The following is an 18,761-nucleotide window of genomic DNA, read 5'->3' as shown; positions in this document are numbered from 1 at the left end:
ACGTTTAAAATTGAGGGCTTTTTTAATAAATTCTTAGGTTTAATTTATAGAAATAGGAAGTTTGAGTTTTTCCCATCGAATAACAATTCCAGGATTTTCAATTTCCATAGATAATGACTCTTGACTAGTCTCTTCCCAAACTGGCTCCACTTCTACTCTCAACACATCATTCTTTTCATCGTATTGGAAATGACCATGTTCCAGATCCCATTCCGAATTGAAAATGACGGTCCACGGTCCTGACTCCTTTGGAATAGTAAATAGTGAATACTTCCCGGCAGCAAGTGTTTTGCCTTCAACAGTGATATCCTCAGCTAGATCTACATAAGAAGCCTCATTTGCCCCAGTTCTCCAAACCACATTATATGGCACCAAATCACCCCATAATTGTCTTTCTTTGACCGCTGGGGAGCCATATTGAACTTTGATTGCCTTACCTGAGATCTGACCTTCTTTTACCATCAAAGGGCTTGGTCTGGACTCTGTTTCCGCAGCAGCTTCCATAGTTTCTTCAGCCACCTTTGACTCTGAAGTTTCAGCAGTCTTTGGTTCGCTGCATGAAGCAAAAGCTACAGCTATACATGCAGCTGCTAAAATAGATTGGTACGTTTTCATAGTTTTATAATTGATTTTGAAAGGTCATAGCTACCGGCAAAAAGCCTCGTATTCCAAACGGGCAATTTTCTATCGAAATAACTAATAATTGGCAAAGCAGCAAAATCCAAGCCTCTCTTTTAGCATTTGCCCCATAATCATTTTCTGAAACCGCAATTATTCTACCTTTACAAACTCAATAGCCGATTCTAGAATTTAAATTTTGTGTATATCAGCAATTGCACCAGTAAAAGGTAATAAGCGACTTAAAGTATGGTTAACACTACCATTGCTGGTACTTCGGTCACCCCTCATCCCCGCCTGCTATCGGGCAGGGGTCTTCCAGCCTGATAAGCAAAGAAAAAGAGGTCACAGACATCATTGCGGATAATCAGATTAAATTTCCATTTGGATCGAAGATTGCTATTTGGAGGCATTCGCTACTTGCTGTAATTGGATCATGATTTATTGCTTACTTTATTGCCAGATTAATTTCAATTCATGAAAGTCATCACCTGGCTGATTTTTGCCGTAACCTTACTCTTATTTGCCAGCGTCTATATCTCTCCGGAGTATTTTCAATACGTTGGTTTATTACCATTCTTCATTCCGGTATTTTTGCTTTTGAATGTGCTTCTCCTGGTAATTCTAATTCTTTCCTGGAGAAAATTATCCTTTCTGCCACTTATAGCGCTGATTCTAGGATACAAGTTTTTCCTGGCGACCTTCCAGATCAACCCAAAAAATGAATCTACTGAGGGGCTGAAGGTACTCACGTACAATGCACACATGTTCTATTATAAATCCAAAAATGAACGGAGTTCTGATGCAAATGTCTTTACCTGGCTACAGGATCAAGAGGCTGACGTTAAAGTTTTTCAGGAGTTTTATCAGGACAACACTACGCCTTCGAGAAACGCTATTCAAATCCTTGGAAAAAACTCGAATTACAAAGTTTCCTATCACATTACAGACGGGAATTCGAAAAAAAGGTCCAACGGCCTGGCAATTTTTTCTAAATATCTGATCATCAATGAGGGTAAAATATTTGATGCGCAAGGGACAAACGGAGCGATTTTCGCGGATATTTTGGTCAAAAATGATACGATCCGAATTTACAATGCTCATCTGGAATCTATGCGGATTGATTCTGACGGCTTAGAAAGTATAGAAGGAGTAAAGGTAAATTATCGACAAACCTTAGGAAAACTTCAGCGTGGCAGCCTGGCTAGAAGTAAGCAGCTCAAAGTGCTATTGGAACACATGAATAACAGCCCGCACCCGTTGATTTTGATGGGAGATTTGAATGAAATCCCTTATTCTTACACCTACTTTAAATTGAGTGAAAATTACGACAATGCTTTCGAACAGGCCGGAAGAGGTTTCGGCTTCACTTACAATAGAATACTATTCTTCCTGAGGATAGACCATATTTTCTCAAGCAAAACACTCAAGGCCATCCAATTTAAAACTCACCGGGAGGTGGATTATTCAGACCATTATCCTGTCACAGCTACATTCAAATGGGACGGATATGAGCAATAAGCGGACAGCTAGGAATTATTAAATTTTTGCTCCCAAATCTTTTTTAAAGGCAAAAGCAAAAGCGGTAAAAGCAACATATCAGCCATCAATGCGAAAATCATTGAAGCCGAAATCAACAACCCGGTAAAGTGAGTCACACCAAACTGGCTGAAAATCAACAATCCAAAACCAGCAGTCAACACCACTGTGGTCAGTAGAATTGCTTTTCCCGCTTCCAGATAAGTTCGCTTTAAGGCATAAATCAGGTTTTTACCCTGGTTTAGCTCATGCTTCAGCCTGCTCATAAAATGGATGCTATCATCTACTGCAATCCCAAATGCGACCGTAAATAGTATAGCTATGGTCAGCTTAAACTCAATACCCAGCAAATACATCAGCCCAAGCATCCAGAGCAGTGGAATCAAATTGGGGATCAGCAGAAGAAAAGAAATTCTCCAAGAGCGGAACAAAAAGCCCACAATTACCCCAACCAAAAGGAAGGCTACCCCCAGACCTTTTGCCATCTGAGTAGTCACCGACTTATGCCCTTTATCAATCAGATAGGCTGTGCCCGTCCAGCGTACAGTAAGCAAGTCAGGATCAATCTCTTTCTCTACAAAGTCAGTTAATTCAGTACGGAGCTCGGTCATTTTCAATGATCCCAAATCCGGAGCTCTCGCACTGATTCTCCCAGACTTTCTATCCTGAGCAAGGACTTTCAGCTGACTAGACTCCAAGGCTTTATCGAGCCACCGATTCATTCTCTGCCTTTGCCCTGCTGATGGAAGTGCAAAGGCTTTGGGATCTCCTTGATTCTGGGCCTGATTGATGGATTTTATCAGCGTCAAAGGAGAAATCGTCTTACCTTCGCCAAATAATTCGTGGATTTTGGCATCTATTTTTTCCATTTCTTGAAGTACCTCCAGATCTAACAAGGAATTTGCTCCACTTCCTACTTCAAGAAAAACCTCAAGAGGATTTGACCCTCCAAATTGCTCATCGAAGTATTCAAAGTCTTTTTGGATGGGATGATCGACTGGCAGATTATCAAGCAGATATCCATTAATTTCCACCTTTGAACCAAGGAAAATACACAGAATGGTGATCCCCAAAAACTTAAGAAGGATCCATTTTCTATGCTTTAACTGCCAAGAGAATGAACTATGCAAAAGGCCAGGTTTTTCGACCTGATCTCCAGAAAAATCATTGGTAATTGGTATAAGAAACAACAGTCCTGGCGAAATGAAAATCACTGCCAAAAAAATAACCAGTACGCCCAGCCCAGTAGTCCAACCAAAATCCTGAAGTGCAGGAATGGTGGTGAAATAGAGCGATATAAAACCTAAGGATGTGGTAAGAACAGTTAGCCATACAGGCATCAACAATTCACTATAAACTGCAGAAATTGCCTCCTCTTTTTTTACTCCGGCTTTAAGTTTTTTGATCAAATGAGTAAAAAAATGGATCAAAGCGCTCAAGCCTACGATCATAAAAATAGTAGGCTGCATGACCGACATGACGTCCATGGGCTTACCTAGGTAGAGGAGCAAGCCAAAAGCCCAAGCAACTCCAATGATCAGCACTACTAGCGGGATGACTACACCCCACCAAGACCTGAAAATCAGAACTAGTAGAATTAAAATAAGTAAGATTGAGAAGCCAAAAAACATCCCAAACTCATGTTGCATGAGCTTGATAAAATCTCCTTGCATCTGGATTTTCCCGGCTGTGGCGCGAGGTTCCAAAGCAAACTCTGCAAACAAGTCCTTGATAGCTCCATATAAAATATTGCCATCTTCCTTGGATATATTCTGCTCATTTTTAATCCAAAGAAGCAGCGAGTTTCCATCTTTAGAAACTAATTGAGGTCGGTACTGCTCCAAATTCGCGTTAGTTTTAGCTAAGGAATTCTCATCTGACCAATCTAGAACTGCTCGGTTTGTCAGGCCAAAAATCCCAATAACAGGTTGCTTCAAGCTAAGAATGGAGATGACCGTATCGACTTTTTCCAACTCCTGAATTTTGGATTGAATTGCGTAGGATTTGGCTAGAAAGCGGGATTCCAAAAGCTCACCATCAGGATTACTTAAGGCAATCAGCAGATAATCGTTATCATTTTCGAATTGGCTTTTGAAGCTTTCGTAGAAATCTAAGTCCTTGTCGTTCTGTGGAAAAAATGTTTCAAAATCATAATTAAATTGAGGCGTAGGCCGGAAAATCAGCAGCAACAAGCTGAGCAAAACAGCAAGAGCGAGAAAAGTGTAAGCGGTGGATTTTTGAAACATTTACGCGATATAAGAGGCAGTCAACTCATTTTCCCAGTCCAAGTATAATACTATTGACGCTGCTTTGTTTTAAATCAATTCCATTTATTACCTGAACTGCTTAACTTGCCGAAACTTGAAAATCAAACTTAAAAGATGAAGCAATACCACGATTTGATGCGCAAAATCCTTGATGAAGGAGCTGTAAAAGGAGATAGAACAGGAACTGGAACCCGTAGTATTTTCGGTCATCAGATGCGATTTGATTTATCAAAGGGTTTTCCGGTAGTCACTACCAAAAAACTACACCTGCGCTCGATTATCATAGAATTACTTTGGTTTCTGAAAGGTGACTCAAATATCAAATATCTCAACGACAATAAGGTTTCCATTTGGAATGAGTGGGCAGATGAGAATGGAGATTTGGGTCCTGTGTATGGCTATCAATGGAGACACTGGCCAGATGGTAAAGGCGGGGAAATCGATCAAATCAAGAATCTGATTCATCAGATCAAGACCAAACCGGATAGTCGCAGGCATATCGTTAGTGCCTGGAATGTGGCAGATGTGGACAATATGGCTTTGCCGCCTTGTCATACGATCTTCCAGTTTTATGTGGCAGAAGGTAAATTGAGTTGCCAGCTTTACCAGCGAAGTGCGGATGTTTTCCTAGGCGTTCCATTCAATATTGCTTCTTATGCGTTGTTTACCATGATGGTAGCTCAGGTTTGTGGTTTAGAAGCAGGTGACTTCATTCACACCTTTGGGGATGCGCATTTATATTCCAACCACTTGGAGCAGGCTGAATTGCAACTGAGTCGAGAGATCAGAGAATTACCCACGATGAAAATCAATCCTGAGGTAAAAGATATTTTTGAGTTTAAATACGAGGATTTTGAGTTGGTCAACTACGATCCGCATCCACACATTAAGGCAGCGGTGGCGGTTTGATTATTGTAAAACCTAAAAAGCATAAAAAGAGCCCAAAACTTAAATAGATTCTGGGCTCTTTTTATGATGATTTTTTTTCTGTGTTTACAATTTTATCACATCCAAGCATTTTTCTAATTCGTCCCTGTCATTCCAGAAAAAGGATTGGGAATGCCCAAAAACATCAAGGAGAGCAGAATGCTGAACATTCGTTATGTATAGCATGCTTCTATTCGAAGCTGATTGTTCTATACTTCCATTTGAAATAAGACAATTTTCAATTTCCTTAAATTGCTCGCCATAATCATATATTCTGGTGAAAAGAGCAAAGATTTTACCGTTATTGCTGAAGGTATAAAGGCTCAAGGGAGATTTATTTTGCTTAGCTACAAACCTAGAGATTCTATACTGATTTTTACCTACTTTGAATTTAGCAGAATAAGTTGGCAGGGTGCCATCCAAAACCTTTATCTTTTCCTCCCAACAAACGGCCATATTTGAATTCACTGAAAGTTGAATTGGAGATTTATCAAGTTTCAATTTCACATCCTTTAGAGCTGCTAAAGGATCGGATGAAGGAAATTTCCCTTTGTAAGAAGTTTTAATCTCTAACCCATTTTTTGATATTTTACTGACTTTGTACCCAGTAAGGGCACGACGAATTTTGTTAATCATAGTGTAAACGTGATTGAAAAGCTAAAAATATAGGTGAAAATACATTTTTTATACTTCAAAACACAATTATCTAGTACTAAAAAGATATGAGTTTGTAAATGAAAGTAAAAAAAATGCCCTTTAAAGAATATAAAGGGCATTAAGAAAGAAAATCAATTACTGCACTAACTCATATTTCAACGTCTTCCCTTTTTGAACAGCTGGCAATCCTTCGCTCATCCATAGCGGCGCCGGGGCTCCTTTCAGGTAATGATCAAAGAATTGACTCAAGCGAACGGAAAGATCTTTTCGGTTTTTGCGCTGTACCAAATTATGATCCTCTCCATTGTACTGCAGCAGCCAGGCTGGCTGATTCAATCGCTTCAATGCCATAAACATTTCGATTCCCTGATACCACGGCACTGAACCATCTTCGTCATTGTGCATAATCAAAACCGGGGTTTTGACACGATCCATAAAGAAGAGCGGTGAATTCTCTAAATAATAAACCGGCTTTTCCCAAAGCGTCCCTCCTATTCTAGATTGAGTTTGCTCGTATTGGAACATGCGGCTCATTCCTGTTCCCCATCGGATTCCTCCATAGGCAGAAGTCATATTTACTACCGGAGCTCCAGCTCCAGCAGCTTTGAACATATTGGTTTGGGTAATCAAATAAGCAACTTGATAGCCACCCCAACTCTGTCCCTGAATTGCCATATTAGCTGAATCCACGTATCCTTTGGCCACTAGGGATTGAACTCCCGGAATGATGCAGTTATATGCACTAGGACCTGGCAGGCCTAGTTTGTATTTGATATCCGGAACAAAGACTAAGTAATCGTTACTCACGAAATATGGAATATTGATCGTGGAAGCACTTGGTGCCGGAGCTCTGTAATTATGCAAACCATCACTGTTACGCTCGTAGAAATAAACCATCAGAGGATATTTTTTGGAGACATCAAAATTCTCCGGCTTGAAGAGCAAACCTTGTAGAGAGTCTCCATCACTGGAAAGGTAATCGACCAACTCCACAGATCCCCAATTCACGTTTGCTTGCTGAGGATTCAGGTTAGAGACCTTTTTGAGGTTTTTAAAAGTAAGGTCTCCCAAATACAGGTCTGGATTCTCTTGGTAGGTGGACTTGTTCAAGAAAACCTCAGAGCTTTCCTTTGCTTTAGTCAATCCTGAGTAACGGTTTGCGGTCATTATCAACTGCTTCGGTGCAGTTTTTCCATCAATGGAACCCAGGAAAAAACCTGAATCTTTGGTTTTTTCATTGAAGGCTGTCAGAAGCAACTGGCTTTTTGGATCAATGTTTCTTTCCTCACGATCTAAATCCTGTCTTCTGAAAACTGTATTGGATTTTCTACCTGAACCTTGCGTCAAATTCACTGCATTTGCTGGATTTTTAGGATCGATTTTCCAGATATCAAATCTATCATAAACCAGAAACGCTTCATCTCCAGCTAACCAACCAGCGCTGCCGTTGCTTCCTGGCAAGGAAGGTGAATCATGCAACTCATCATAAAAAACAACCGGAAGCTCTTTTGTAAGGTTAATTTTAGCTTTTTGAGCTACATCATAGGCCACCCAGCTACTGTCGCGTCCATCGTACCAATACACATATTTACCTTCTGGGGAAATGGAAGGAAAACCAGAAGCATTTTTCTCAATCAGCGTTTTGGAACCGTCATTGAAATCAACCAAATACAGGTCTCTGCCAATTTGAATATCCCAGCTGTAATTAATGCGGTAGGGCGCATCAGTCCAAGCCAGTCCAAAATCCCGCTCCACTTTTGATTCCAACATAACATTTTTAACATCCAAATCTGCGAGCTGGGTGATTTTGTCAGTTTTCAGGTCAATAGTTGCCAAATAAGAAAATCTCTCTTCCCTGTTCTTATTCTTCAACTGCATGGGCTGAATTTCAGAATCCTGCCAGCCCCAAATATCCAGGCTGACTCTATCCTCATCTAAGATGGTTGTATCACTTGCATAGGAGTAGTCCACATAATCAGGAGCCACACCAAAAAACAGCCGCTCTTCATTTTCAGAAAACGTAAGATTACCATTCTCACTGATTCGGCTGTTAGCCAATAAATCTTCAGATTCTCCAGTGACTATTTCCTCCAAATCAATGCTGGAAGTTTCAGTCAAAAAAAGTGAATAATAGGGCTTTTCAGCTTTGGCTGAATCATAGGTAGTGAGGTAGGCGAGATATTTTGCTGCTGGGGAAAAGGTAACTTCAGTGTAAGAAGTCATGCCTTCTGAGAGCAATTCACTTTGGCCGTCACTTAGATTCAATAGGTAAATAGCTGCATTGTCCAAGGTGTCTTCTTCAGCTAAAACGTAATACAGAAAATCTCCATTTTTTGAAAAATTGTAGGACTTCACTCTGTCGAAATCATAGGTAATAGAACCATCCAGTTTTCGCACGGAAAGTTTTGTCCCGTCTGTCTTCTTAGGTTTTTCTGCTTTGGCTGTGGAGTCAGCTTCAGAATCCTTATCGGCTTTAGATTTATCTTTCTTTTCCTTTTCGTAGTGAACTGCTATCCAACTACCCGCTTTCTCTGGAATTGCAAAAGACTTTACCCGTGGGAGTTTTTCCAGCCTACCCTCGGCCATACTATATATAAAGAGGCTATCCGAAGGCATGTCCTCCTTCTTGGTCTTTTTCAGTTTCAGCACATAAACAGAATCTTTTTCAGGAGCTATTTTACCAACAGCGAAAAGATCATCAGCCGAAAAATCAAAGGAAGAGCCTCTAGGGATGATTTGACGGCGGTCTGGATTTGTGAAAGAAAAAAGTTCAATCCTACCGTCTCCATCTTGGGGAGAAATCTGATAGCCAACCCATTTCCCGTCTTTGGTGATTTTCTCTGAGGCCAATCTCTCCCATCCGTCGTAGTCAGCATGAGTCAGAGGCCTCTTTTGTTGGGCAAAAAGAACTTGGGTTCCAAGGAGCATCGCCACGAAGGCAATACCAAATTTGTGAAATTTCATAGTAAATAGAAGCTGTTAGAATCTTGGCGAAAAACCTGATGACACTAATTTCCATCAAACTCTTGACAGAAATGGTTTTCAGGAAGCCATCAAAAATAGAATGAACAGGATCCAATCACTAACCGCTTAAAAAAAAGCCGGATGAACCAGCTTATTATTTTTGGATGATTAACTCAAAAGTTTCCAAACCATATTTATCAAAGCCGGGAACAGGCTTGCAGTCTGGCAGCTTTCTGAGGACATAATCAATTCGCTCCTTTAAGCCCCTATCCACATCACCCACTACTTCAAATGCGCTCAGTCTTCCTATAGAATTCACCTCAACTAAAATTTTAACTTGGTCAACAGTCGCGGATTTCTTGGTTCGAAATAAAAAAGGAGAAAAACTATCGATTATATCTAGTGTGTTTTCTGACCAAACCCAGTGAGAATTGAGGTTGTTCGCTATGTTTGTTTCCACGGCTGTAAGCGGGGAAAAAGTCAACTCAGAAGGATCAGAGTTTTTTTCAGCTTTAGAACCACTTTCCACACTCCTCAATTTCAGCTTATTATACTCCACAAAATCATTTTCAGAGATAGAATACCCATTGGAAACCTGTGCGACTAATGCATTGCTAGCAAGAGGCGTAAGGAGAAAAAGAACAATGATTAAATTACTAAAAACCCGTATAGAGCGCATACTGATGGAAGAAAGGTATGAAAGCAAAAATACAGTAATTAATTTTTCAAATACAATTTTATGCATTATAAATTTCGGACCGAAAACAAAAAAGTCTCGCCAGAAGCAAGACCCTTTTCAGAATATAAACCCAAATATAACTTTAGAGATTAAAAGTTTCAGAAGAAATTAAACTAAAATTTGGAAATCCAAATGATCTCAAATTTTAATTTGACTTTTTACTCCACGAACAAAATATTCAATTGAACATCTATATCGAGTCCAAAGTAAATGGATTTTGCTTTTAATTACAAATTGAAAAAAAAATTTTGCTATATTTTGAACAATCTCTAATTTACAGGCAGATTCATTAACAATCATCCAAAATCACTCGATAAAAATGGACAAAATTTTAGATATCGATAACATAGACTTGAAGATCATTTCTCTTCTCAATGAAGATGCGAAGACTCCATACACTGAAATCGCGAAAAAAGTCTTTGTATCCTCGGGAACTGTTCATGTACGCATGAAAAAACTTGAGGATATGGGTATCGTAAAAAGTGCGACTTTAAATATAGATTTCTCAAAATTAGGATATGATATCTCCGCATTTTTAGGAATCTACCTTGAAAAGAGTTCACTTTATGATACCGTTATCGAAAAACTTAAGACAATTTCAGAAGTAGTAAGTGCTTACTACACGACTGGGAACTACTCTATTTTCGCTAAGATTATCTGTAGAGACACTAATCATTTACGATTTGTATTGGACAACATACAGAAAGTAGAAGGTATAGACCGTACAGAGACGTTGATCGTGTTGGAAGAATCCATCAATAGACCAATACAGTTTTTCGATAAAGAGAAATAAGCCAATTAAGATTAAATCTAAATAAAGATTTATTCGATACCGTATTAAAATGAAAAGTATTGAACCATCAATACTTTTTTTTTGTAAAGACGGTATAGAATAGACAAAAAGGGCGATTTCTATCGAACTTCTATATACTCGATAGAATTATCCAATGGTCAAAAACATATTATTTTCATTATATGTTGTACCTTCGCCGTTAAAATGTAATTAGTCTAAATAACTCAGCAACAATGAGCAAAGACAATCAGATTTTAGAAGAACTAACATCAAAAGAATACGAACACGGATGGTCAGTGAACTATGAAGCCGATGAGGCTCCCGTAGGATTAACTGAAGAGACCATTCGATGGATATCTGCCAAGAAAGAAGAGCCGCAGTGGCTACTTGATTGGAGATTGAAAGCGTTCAAAACTTGGGAGGCTATGTCTGAGCCTAAATGGGCCAATGTCCATTACCCAAAAATTGATTTACAGTCTTTAAAATATTATTCTGCCCCTAAGCAATCCAGCAAGCCTAAAAACCTTGATGAAGTAGATCCTGAGCTTTTAGATATCTATAAGCGCTTAGGAATTAATTTGAATGAGCAGAAAAGACTTCAGGGTATAGCAGTAGATGCAGTGCTTGACTCAGTTTCTGTAGCTACTACGTTCAAGGGTACTCTGTCCAAACTTGGAATTGTATTCTGTTCTTTCAGCGAAGCTGTAAAAGAACATCCTGAGTTGGTGAAGAAATATTTGGGTTCCGTAGTTCCTATGACTGACAACTATTATGCGGCGCTGAATTCGGCCGTATTTTCTGACGGATCATTCTGCTACATCCCAAAAGGCGTTCGTTGCCCGATGGAGCTTTCCACCTATTTCCGAATCAACGCGGCAAACACAGGTCAATTCGAAAGAACGCTGATCGTGGCGGAAGATGAGTCCTACGTTTCCTACCTAGAAGGATGTACTGCACCACAACGTGATGAAAATCAGTTGCACGCTGCAGTAGTAGAAATCTATGCAGGAGCTCATGCTGAAGTAAAATACTCAACAGTTCAAAACTGGTTCCCTGGAGATAAAAACGGGAAAGGCGGTATTTATAACTTCGTTACCAAACGAGGTATTTGTGCTGGTGACTTCTCCAAAATCTCTTGGACTCAGGTAGAAACAGGTTCCGCAGTGACTTGGAAATATCCTTCTTGTATTTTAAAAGGAGACAATTCAATTGGTGAGTTCTATTCTGTCGCGGTAACCAATAATTACCAGCAAGCAGATACGGGAACGAAAATGATTCACATTGGTAAAAACACCAAGTCAAGAATCGTCTCCAAAGGTATTTCCGCAGGAAAATCCCAAAACTCATACAGAGGTCAGGTTCAAGTGATGAAACGTGCTACCAATGCGCGTAACTTCTCTCAGTGTGATTCCTTATTGATGGGAGATCGCTGCGGAGCACATACTTTCCCATACATAGATATCAACAACCCGACTGCGAAGGTGGAGCATGAAGCGACTACCTCAAAGATCGGTGAAGATCAGCTTTTCTACTGCAACCAAAGAGGTATTGCTACAGAGGATGCAGTCGCATTAATCGTGAATGGCTATGCTAAAGAGGTGTTGAATCAATTGCCGATGGAATTTGCTGTAGAAGCGCAGAAATTGTTGGCATTGACGCTGGAAGGATCGGTTGGATAATGGGATTTGAGATTTGAAATTATGGCAACCATCACTCGCTTTGAAGATTTAGACATCTGGAAAAAAGCGAGAGAATATTGCAAAGAAATCTTTGAACTAACTCAAAAGGAAGGTTTTAAGATTGACTTCACTTTGAAAAATCAAATCAACTCCTCTTCAGGTTCTATAATGGACAATATAGCTGAAGGCTATGAACGAGAAGGAAATAAAGAATTTATCCAATTTCTAAGTATTGCAAAAGCATCAGCTGGAGAGTCGAGATCACAACTTTACAGAGCTTTCGACAGAAATTATATTAACGAAGAAACACTTAAAGCAACAAGTACAAAAAGTCTAGAAATCAGTAAATCAATTTCTGGCTTTATTAAATATTTAAAAGACAGTGAGATCAGGGGAAACAAGTTTAGAAGCTTAAAATAAGGTCACCCTAATTTCAAATATCAAATGTCAAATTTAAGATTATGCTAAGTATAAAGAATTTGCACGCCTCTATCGAGGGAACTCCCATCCTCAGAGGTATCAATTTGGAAATAAATGCCGGTGAAGTACATGCGATCATGGGACCAAACGGATCTGGTAAATCTACTCTTGCCTCAGTTTTGGCAGGAAGAGAAGAATATGAAGTAACTGATGGTGAAGTGACTTTCAAAGGAAAAGATCTACTTGACCTTTCACCGGAAGATAGAGCAAGGGAAGGTGTATTTCTTGCCTTCCAATACCCAGTAGAAATCCCAGGTGTTAGCTCGACTAACTTCCTGAGAACTGCAGTAAATCAAGTGAGAGAATACCGTGGTGAAGATCCACTTGACGCGGTGAAATTCCTTACGTTGATGAAAGAGAAAATGAAACTTGTGGAAATGGATCAGAAGCTTTTGAGTAGAGCTTTGAACGAAGGATTCTCTGGTGGGGAAAAGAAAAGAAACGAGATCTTCCAAATGGCCATGTTGGCTCCTACCCTCTCTATTTTGGATGAAACTGATTCAGGTTTGGATATCGATGCACTTCGTATCGTTTCAAACGGCGTGAATCAGCTGAAATCAAAAGACAATGCAACGATCGTAGTGACTCACTACCAGAGATTGTTGGATTACATTATCCCTGATTTTGTACATGTACTGTACAAAGGACAAATTGTGAAATCAGGTACTAAAGAGCTTGCACTAGAGCTAGAAGAAAAAGGATACGACTGGATCAAAGACGAAGTAGATTCCAAGGCGACCGTTTGATTTTCATCCTAAAACATCACTCATGAGTACGCTTATCAAGCAAGATATACTTGTGGAATTATCGGCTAATGCTGGAACTGGCTTTGAACAAGTCAGAGAAGCAGGAAAGACAGCTTTCCAAGCCCAAGGATTCCCTACCAATAAATCAGAAGAGTACAAGTTCACCGCGATCACCAAAAAGATCGAGCAAAACATTCAAAACTTAGCTCCAGCTGGAGCTTTTGATGTGACTGCTGAGCAGGTGAAAGCAAATGTATTTGAAGGTTATGCAGGTGACGTATTGGTTTTTGCCAACGGACATTTTCTGCCATCACTTTCATCTACTATCGAAGGAGTAGAAGTTGCTGCTCTTTCAGATAAAGCTGACACTGCGCTTGGAAGTATTGCGAAGCCAGAAAAAGATCCCTTTTGTGCGTTGAATCAAAGTTCTTTTGAAGGAGGAATTTTCATTTCCGTTCCTAAAAAAGCTCAGGTTCAAAAGCCGATTTTGTTATTGAACTTCTTTAAAGCTGACACCGGTCAAGTGATCCAGCCAAGAGTATGGATCGAAGCTGGTGACTTTGCAGAAGTGACTTTCATCAATCACAGCGTGAACCTTAGTGACGCATCCTACTTTGTAAACAAAGTTGTAGAAGTGAAAGGTGGAGTAAACACTCAAATTCGTTACTATAAGTTGCAGAATGATGGCAAAAATGCCATTGAGGTCAGCAACCTGGAAACAGATATCCTAAAAGACGGAAGATTCTCTTCTGTGACTATTTCTCTTTCCGGAGAAATGGTAAGAAATAATTTGAGCTTAAATATCCTAGGAAGCAATTCTGAAGGAAATATGTACGGTTTGTATTTGCTGAATGGCAAAACACACGTGGATAACCACACTAATGTGGATCACACCGTGGCTCATGCGGAATCTAACGAATTGTATAAAGGCATTCTTGCAGATAGTTCCAGAGGAGTTTTCAACGGAAAAATCTTCGTAAGACAAGATGCACAAAAAACCAATGCTTTCCAGCAAAACAATAACATCCTACTTTCCGAAGATGCGGTGGTAAATACCAAGCCTCAATTGGAAATCTGGGCAGATGATGTAAAATGTTCACACGGCTGTACCACAGGTCAGCTGGACGAGGAAGCACTCTTCTACCTTCAGGCAAGAGGAATCGCAAAAGATCAGGCTAAAGGCTTGTTGCTTTACGCTTTTGCGGGTGAAGTGTTGGATCATATCACAGACGAAAGCTTCCGTGAATACTGCACAGAACTGGTGCAGACGCGCTTAGGAAGCAAATTTTAATACACAACATGGGAATTGAAATCGAAAAAATCAGAGGCTTGTTTCCGGTACTCCATCAGGAAGTGCATGGCAAGCCTTTGATTTATTTTGACAATGCCGCTACTACGCAGAAGCCGCAAGCCGTGCTGGATGCGTTGACTAATTACTACGAAAAAGACAATTCGAATATTCACCGGGGCGCGCATGCATTGGCGGATCGGGCTACCAGATATTTCGAAGAAGCAAGGGAGACAATCCAGCACTTTATCAATGCAAGAGAGTCTGCTGAGGTGATTTTCACAAAGGGAACCACCGAAAGCATCAACTTGGTAGCTTCAACTTTTGGAAGGAAATTCATCGAAAAAGGTGATGAAATCATCATTTCTACCCTTGAGCACCACTCCAATATCGTCCCATGGCAGATGCTATGTGAGGAAAAAGGAGCGATTCTCAAGATAATCCCAATCAACGATGCGGGAGAAATACTTTTCGATGAATTCGAAAAATTGCTTTCAGCCAAAACCAAATTGGTCAGCATAGTTCATGCGTCCAATGCCCTTGGCACCATTAATCCGGTTAAAAAAGTAATAGCTGCAGCACATGCTGTTGGAGCAAAAGTACTTCTGGATGGAGCTCAAAGTACAAGCCACCTGACTATTGATGTGCAAGACTTGGATTGCGACTTTATGGCTTTTTCGGCACATAAGCTTTATGGCCCTACTGGTCTTGGAGTTCTTTATGGAAAAAGAGAAGTACTTGAATCCATGCCTCCGTACCAAGGTGGTGGTGAGATGATCAAAGAAGTGACATTTGAAAAGACTACCTACAATGAAATTCCTTTCAAATTCGAAGCAGGAACGCCAAATATCGGAGATGTAATCGCTTTCAAAGCTGCTATTGACTTTATTAACCAAATCGGAAAAGAGACCATCAAAGCTCACGAAGATGAATTACTTTCATACGCCAGCGAACAACTGTCCCAGATCAAGGGTTTTTTCCCAGTTGGAACAGCTGCCGAAAAAGTAAGTGTCCTATCCTTTAACATCAATGCAATGCATCCATACGATGTGGGAATGATGCTGGATGCGAATGGAATCGCGGTACGTACAGGTCATCATTGCACCCAGCCTTTGATGAAAAGATTGGGATTGGAAGGAACTGTAAGAGCTTCATTTTCGGTTTATAATTCGAAATCAGAAATAGAAAAACTGGCGGAAGGTGTAAGCCGAATCGCCCGAATAAAAAATAAATGAGCAGTATTCAGGAAGTTCAAGATGAGATAGTTTCGGAATTTGAAATCTTAGGGGATGACAAAGAATCCACAATTTATTACATCATGGAGCTGGGTGGAAGCCTGGAGGAGTTTCCTGATCAGGAAAGAATCGAGGAGAACACCATCAAAGGATGTCAATCCAAAGTATGGTTGATCGCCGATGAAAAAGACGGCAAGGTTCATTTCCAAGCAGATTCCAACACAGATATTACAAAAGGATTGATCTCACTTTTATTGAGAGTTTTGAACTATCGCAGCCCGGAAGAGATTATTAAAGCGGAGCTTGATTTCGTAGAGAGAATCGGAATGGGCTCTATCATCGGAAGTCAGCGTTCAAACGGTTTCGCCTCGATGATCAAGCAAATAAAACTTTACGCTTTGGCGATTCAAACCAAGCAAAATGCCTGATAGTATGTCAACAGAAAGTAAAACGGAAACATCAGTAGGACAAGTAGAAAACTTGAAGGAAAAGGTCATTCAAGCCATTAAATTGGTCTATGATCCGGAAATTCCTGTGGACGTTTACGACCTAGGTTTGATCTATGAAATCACCGTTTACCCTGTAAATAACGTCTATGTTTTGATGACTTTGACCTCTCCAAATTGCCCTTCAGCAGAATTTATTCCTTCGGAGATCAAGGATAAAATCCAACAGATTCAGGGAATTAACAATGTGGAGATTGAATTGACTTTTGATCCGCCATATTCTCAGGATATGATGTCTGAAGCAGCAAAACTTGAATTGGGTTTCCTTTAATTAAGAATTTTAAAACTAGTAATATTATGTATCCAGAAGAATTGATCGCTCCTATGAGAGCGGAACTTTCCAGCGTAGGATTTGAAGAGTTCAGAACAGCTGAGCAAGTTGCAACGCATCTTGGTCCAGACCATAAAGGCACTACCCTTGTTGTAGTAAATTCAGTTTGCGGTTGCGCAGCAGGAGCTGCAAGACCGGGAGTAACCTATGCTGTTGAGAACTCAACAGTAAAACCTACTACTCTTGCTACAGTCTTTGCCGGTAACGACAGAGAAGCGGTAGAAAAACTTAGAGAACTTTGTCTTCCTTACCCTCCTTCTTCTCCAGCAATGGCTTTATTCAAAGACGGAGAGTTAGTACACTTTATCGAGCGTCACCATATCGAAGGAAGAAATGCTAAAATGATCGGCGACCACTTGGTGGAAGTTTTCGAGCATTTCTGCGCATAAAAATTAGCCCTCAGGGGCTTTTTTTTATTCCAAGTCAAAAATCAGTTACGAATAGTTAAGGTCAGTTCTATGCATTTCTAAGGATTTATGTAGAAATGGGAGAATTTCATATGAATTAATTCACTTTTCACAGGAATAATAACGCATAGGTCACATTCTGCCATCAAAAAACTACCTGATTTTATTATCTTACGAGCCTAATTCGAGGTTTTTTAACATCCGCAATCCAAATAATACTTATATGTCTGAATCAGCTAAGCTTTCTTTCAAAGGACAAGACTATGAATTCCCGGTAATCACCGGAACAGAAAATGAATCAGCGATCGATATCGCAAAACTTAGAGCATCCTCAGGTCTTATCACCCTAGACCCAGGATACAAAAACACCGGAGCTACCAAAAGCGCCATTACTTTTTTGGATGGAGAAGAAGGAATTCTTCGCTACAGAGGATATAGAATCGAGGATTTGGCTGAAAAGTCAACTTTCCTAGAAGTTTCTTACCTGTTGATCTATGGCGAACTCCCTACCCAAGTTCAATACGAAAACTTCTCTAAAGAAATCACGCATCATACCTTGGTTCACGAAGATATCAAGAAGATCTTAGAGGGCTTCCCTTCCAATGCCCACCCAATGGGTGTTCTTTCTTCTTTGATTTGTGCACTTACTGCTTTCTATCCGGATTCTTTGAATCCAAATAGAAACGAAGAGGAAATCAATATGAGCATCATTCGTTTGATAGCCAAAATGCCAACTTTCGCAGCTTGGGCTTACAAAAACGAAATGGGACATCCGGTAAATTACCCGGACAATTCATTGGATTATTGCTCCAACTTCCTAAAAATGATGTTTGCGCTTCCTGCTGAGAAATACGATGTTGACCCTGTAGTATCGGCAGCATTAGACAAACTATTGATTCTTCACGCTGATCACGAGCAAAACTGTTCTACTTCTACCGTAAGAATTGTAGGTTCTTCTCAGGCCAGCATTTATGCTTCTATTTCTGCAGGCATCAATGCCCTATGGGGACCACTTCATGGTGGTGCTAACCAATCCGTAATTGAGATGCTGGAAGCAATCAAAGCTGATGGTGGAGATGCAAAGAAGTATCTTGACAAAGCAAAAGATAAAAATGATCCATTCAGATTGATGGGCTTTGGACACAGAGTTTACAAGAACTTTGATCCAAGAGCGAAAATCATTAAGAAAGCAGCTGATGATGTGTTGGAGAAATTAGGTGTGAATGACCCTGTTCTGGATATCGCCAAAGAACTTGAGCATGCAGCGCTTAACGATCAGTACTTCATCGATCGTCAACTCTATCCTAATGTTGACTTCTACTCAGGCATTATCTATAGAGCACTAGGTATCCCTACAGATATGTTCACGGTGATGTTTGCATTGGGAAGATTGCCAGGCTGGATCGCTCAGTGGAAAGAAATGCGTGAAAACGGCGAGCCAATCGGTCGTCCAAGACAAGTATATACTGGAGAAAATGAGCGTGACTACGTATCTATGAATAAGCGATAAGCGTAGATAATTTTCCCCAAAGTGTATAAGCAACCAGCTGTTTTTTAGCTGGTTGTTTTATTTTGTGCGTATAAG

17 protein-coding genes are annotated in these 18,761 nt (G+C 40.1%); 12 read left to right on the top strand and 5 right to left on the bottom strand.

Annotated features, from left to right (window positions below; genetic code table 11):
* Positions 1 to 39: 39 nt before the first annotated feature.
* Positions 40 to 615: a DUF2911 domain-containing protein gene (locus BM386_RS00900; RefSeq protein WP_091691184.1), complete on the bottom strand. Its 576-nt coding sequence runs from the start codon at positions 613 to 615 to the stop codon at positions 40 to 42.
* Positions 616 to 1,095: 480 nt separating this feature from the next.
* On the opposite strand from BM386_RS00900, the gene BM386_RS00895 reads away from it, so the two are divergent.
* Positions 1,096 to 2,139: an endonuclease/exonuclease/phosphatase family protein gene (locus tag BM386_RS00895; RefSeq protein WP_091691183.1), complete on the top strand. Its 1,044-nt coding sequence runs from the start codon at positions 1,096 to 1,098 to the stop codon at positions 2,137 to 2,139.
* A gap of 8 nt (positions 2,140 to 2,147) precedes the next feature.
* Here the strand turns inward: BM386_RS00895 and BM386_RS00890 are convergent, their stop codons facing one another.
* Complete coding sequence (locus BM386_RS00890; RefSeq protein ID WP_091691182.1) at positions 2,148 to 4,403, bottom strand: efflux RND transporter permease subunit; 2,256 nt, start codon at positions 4,401 to 4,403, stop codon at positions 2,148 to 2,150.
* A 135-nt stretch (positions 4,404 to 4,538) separates the two neighbouring features.
* Here BM386_RS00890 and BM386_RS00885 point away from each other — a divergent pair, with 135 nt between their 5' ends.
* Entirely contained in the window at positions 4,539 to 5,333 is a 795-nt protein-coding gene (locus BM386_RS00885; protein WP_091691181.1) for a thymidylate synthase, read from the top strand.
* 84 nt (positions 5,334 to 5,417) lie between these two features.
* Here BM386_RS00885 and BM386_RS00880 read toward each other — a convergent pair whose 3' ends face one another.
* From BM386_RS00880 to BM386_RS00870, 3 genes are all read right to left on the bottom strand, one after another.
* Complete coding sequence (locus BM386_RS00880) at positions 5,418 to 5,987, bottom strand: hypothetical protein (RefSeq protein WP_091691180.1); 570 nt, start codon at positions 5,985 to 5,987, stop codon at positions 5,418 to 5,420.
* 156 nt (positions 5,988 to 6,143) lie between these two features.
* Positions 6,144 to 8,972, bottom strand: coding sequence for a S9 family peptidase (locus BM386_RS00875; RefSeq protein ID WP_091691179.1), 2,829 nt, complete (start codon positions 8,970 to 8,972; stop codon positions 6,144 to 6,146).
* Positions 8,973 to 9,126: 154 nt separating this feature from the next.
* On the bottom strand, positions 9,127 to 9,678 hold the full coding sequence (locus BM386_RS00870) for a hypothetical protein (protein ID WP_211482867.1): 552 nt from the start codon (positions 9,676 to 9,678) through the stop codon (positions 9,127 to 9,129).
* A 352-nt stretch (positions 9,679 to 10,030) separates the two neighbouring features.
* On the opposite strand from BM386_RS00870, the gene BM386_RS00865 reads away from it, so the two are divergent.
* From BM386_RS00865 to BM386_RS00820, 10 genes are all read left to right on the top strand, one after another.
* The gene (locus tag BM386_RS00865) at positions 10,031 to 10,504 is read left to right on the top strand and encodes an Lrp/AsnC ligand binding domain-containing protein (RefSeq protein WP_057935770.1); all 474 of its coding nucleotides are present in this window, start codon (positions 10,031 to 10,033) and stop codon (positions 10,502 to 10,504) included.
* A 233-nt stretch (positions 10,505 to 10,737) separates the two neighbouring features.
* Positions 10,738 to 12,183, top strand: coding sequence for a Fe-S cluster assembly protein SufB (gene sufB / locus BM386_RS00860; RefSeq protein WP_091691177.1), 1,446 nt, complete (start codon positions 10,738 to 10,740; stop codon positions 12,181 to 12,183).
* A 21-nt stretch (positions 12,184 to 12,204) separates the two neighbouring features.
* Entirely contained in the window at positions 12,205 to 12,603 is a 399-nt protein-coding gene (locus BM386_RS00855) for a four helix bundle protein (RefSeq protein ID WP_091691176.1), read from the top strand.
* Between the two features lie 41 nt (positions 12,604 to 12,644).
* Complete coding sequence (gene sufC / locus BM386_RS00850; protein WP_091691175.1) at positions 12,645 to 13,409, top strand: Fe-S cluster assembly ATPase SufC; 765 nt, start codon at positions 12,645 to 12,647, stop codon at positions 13,407 to 13,409.
* A 22-nt stretch (positions 13,410 to 13,431) separates the two neighbouring features.
* Positions 13,432 to 14,700: a Fe-S cluster assembly protein SufD gene (sufD, locus tag BM386_RS00845; RefSeq protein ID WP_091691174.1), complete on the top strand. Its 1,269-nt coding sequence runs from the start codon at positions 13,432 to 13,434 to the stop codon at positions 14,698 to 14,700.
* Positions 14,701 to 14,708: 8 nt separating this feature from the next.
* A complete protein-coding gene (locus BM386_RS00840; RefSeq protein ID WP_091691173.1) occupies positions 14,709 to 15,932 on the top strand; it encodes a cysteine desulfurase in 1,224 nt (407 codons plus the stop codon).
* Positions 15,929 to 16,360 (top strand): SufE family protein, encoded by a 432-nt coding sequence (locus BM386_RS00835; RefSeq protein ID WP_091691172.1) that lies wholly within the window; start codon positions 15,929 to 15,931, stop codon positions 16,358 to 16,360. The genes BM386_RS00840 and BM386_RS00835 overlap by 4 nt, the downstream gene beginning before the upstream one ends.
* Complete coding sequence (locus tag BM386_RS00830) at positions 16,353 to 16,709, top strand: iron-sulfur cluster assembly protein (RefSeq protein ID WP_244545424.1); 357 nt, start codon at positions 16,353 to 16,355, stop codon at positions 16,707 to 16,709. The genes BM386_RS00835 and BM386_RS00830 overlap by 8 nt, the downstream gene beginning before the upstream one ends.
* Positions 16,710 to 16,735: 26 nt before the next feature.
* Positions 16,736 to 17,158, top strand: a complete 423-nt coding sequence (locus tag BM386_RS00825) for a BrxA/BrxB family bacilliredoxin (RefSeq protein WP_091691171.1) — start codon at positions 16,736 to 16,738, stop codon at positions 17,156 to 17,158.
* 241 nt (positions 17,159 to 17,399) lie between these two features.
* Positions 17,400 to 18,686 (top strand): citrate synthase, encoded by a 1,287-nt coding sequence (locus BM386_RS00820; RefSeq protein ID WP_091691170.1) that lies wholly within the window; start codon positions 17,400 to 17,402, stop codon positions 18,684 to 18,686.
* The last annotated feature ends 75 nt before the right edge of the window (positions 18,687 to 18,761 follow it).

It is taken from the genome of Algoriphagus locisalis, from assembly GCF_900116615.1.
In the GTDB taxonomy this organism is placed as follows: domain Bacteria; phylum Bacteroidota; class Bacteroidia; order Cytophagales; family Cyclobacteriaceae; genus Algoriphagus; species Algoriphagus locisalis.
This window is presented reverse-complemented; position numbering and strand designations above follow the sequence as displayed.

Bases quoted from the DNA above. Each gene is read 5' to 3' on its own strand.
- BM386_RS00900 (WP_091691184.1), bottom strand. From the start codon at position 615: ATGAAAACGTACCAATCTATTTTAGCAGCTGCATGTATAGCTGTAGCT.
- BM386_RS00895 (WP_091691183.1), top strand. From the start codon at position 1,096: ATGAAAGTCATCACCTGGCTGATTTTTGCCGTAACCTTACTCTTATTT.
- BM386_RS00890 (WP_091691182.1), bottom strand. From the start codon at position 4,403: ATGTTTCAAAAATCCACCGCTTACACTTTTCTCGCTCTTGCTGTTTTG.
- BM386_RS00885 (WP_091691181.1), top strand. From the start codon at position 4,539: ATGAAGCAATACCACGATTTGATGCGCAAAATCCTTGATGAAGGAGCT.
- BM386_RS00880 (WP_091691180.1), bottom strand. From the start codon at position 5,987: ATGATTAACAAAATTCGTCGTGCCCTTACTGGGTACAAAGTCAGTAAA.
- BM386_RS00875 (WP_091691179.1), bottom strand. From the start codon at position 8,972: ATGAAATTTCACAAATTTGGTATTGCCTTCGTGGCGATGCTCCTTGGA.
- BM386_RS00865 (WP_057935770.1), top strand. From the start codon at position 10,031: ATGGACAAAATTTTAGATATCGATAACATAGACTTGAAGATCATTTCT.
- sufB (WP_091691177.1), top strand. From the start codon at position 10,738: ATGAGCAAAGACAATCAGATTTTAGAAGAACTAACATCAAAAGAATAC.
- BM386_RS00855 (WP_091691176.1), top strand. From the start codon at position 12,205: ATGGCAACCATCACTCGCTTTGAAGATTTAGACATCTGGAAAAAAGCG.
- sufC (WP_091691175.1), top strand. From the start codon at position 12,645: ATGCTAAGTATAAAGAATTTGCACGCCTCTATCGAGGGAACTCCCATC.
- sufD (WP_091691174.1), top strand. From the start codon at position 13,432: ATGAGTACGCTTATCAAGCAAGATATACTTGTGGAATTATCGGCTAAT.
- BM386_RS00840 (WP_091691173.1), top strand. From the start codon at position 14,709: ATGGGAATTGAAATCGAAAAAATCAGAGGCTTGTTTCCGGTACTCCAT.
- BM386_RS00835 (WP_091691172.1), top strand. From the start codon at position 15,929: ATGAGCAGTATTCAGGAAGTTCAAGATGAGATAGTTTCGGAATTTGAA.
- BM386_RS00830 (WP_244545424.1), top strand. From the start codon at position 16,353: ATGCCTGATAGTATGTCAACAGAAAGTAAAACGGAAACATCAGTAGGA.
- BM386_RS00825 (WP_091691171.1), top strand. From the start codon at position 16,736: ATGTATCCAGAAGAATTGATCGCTCCTATGAGAGCGGAACTTTCCAGC.
- BM386_RS00820 (WP_091691170.1), top strand. From the start codon at position 17,400: ATGTCTGAATCAGCTAAGCTTTCTTTCAAAGGACAAGACTATGAATTC.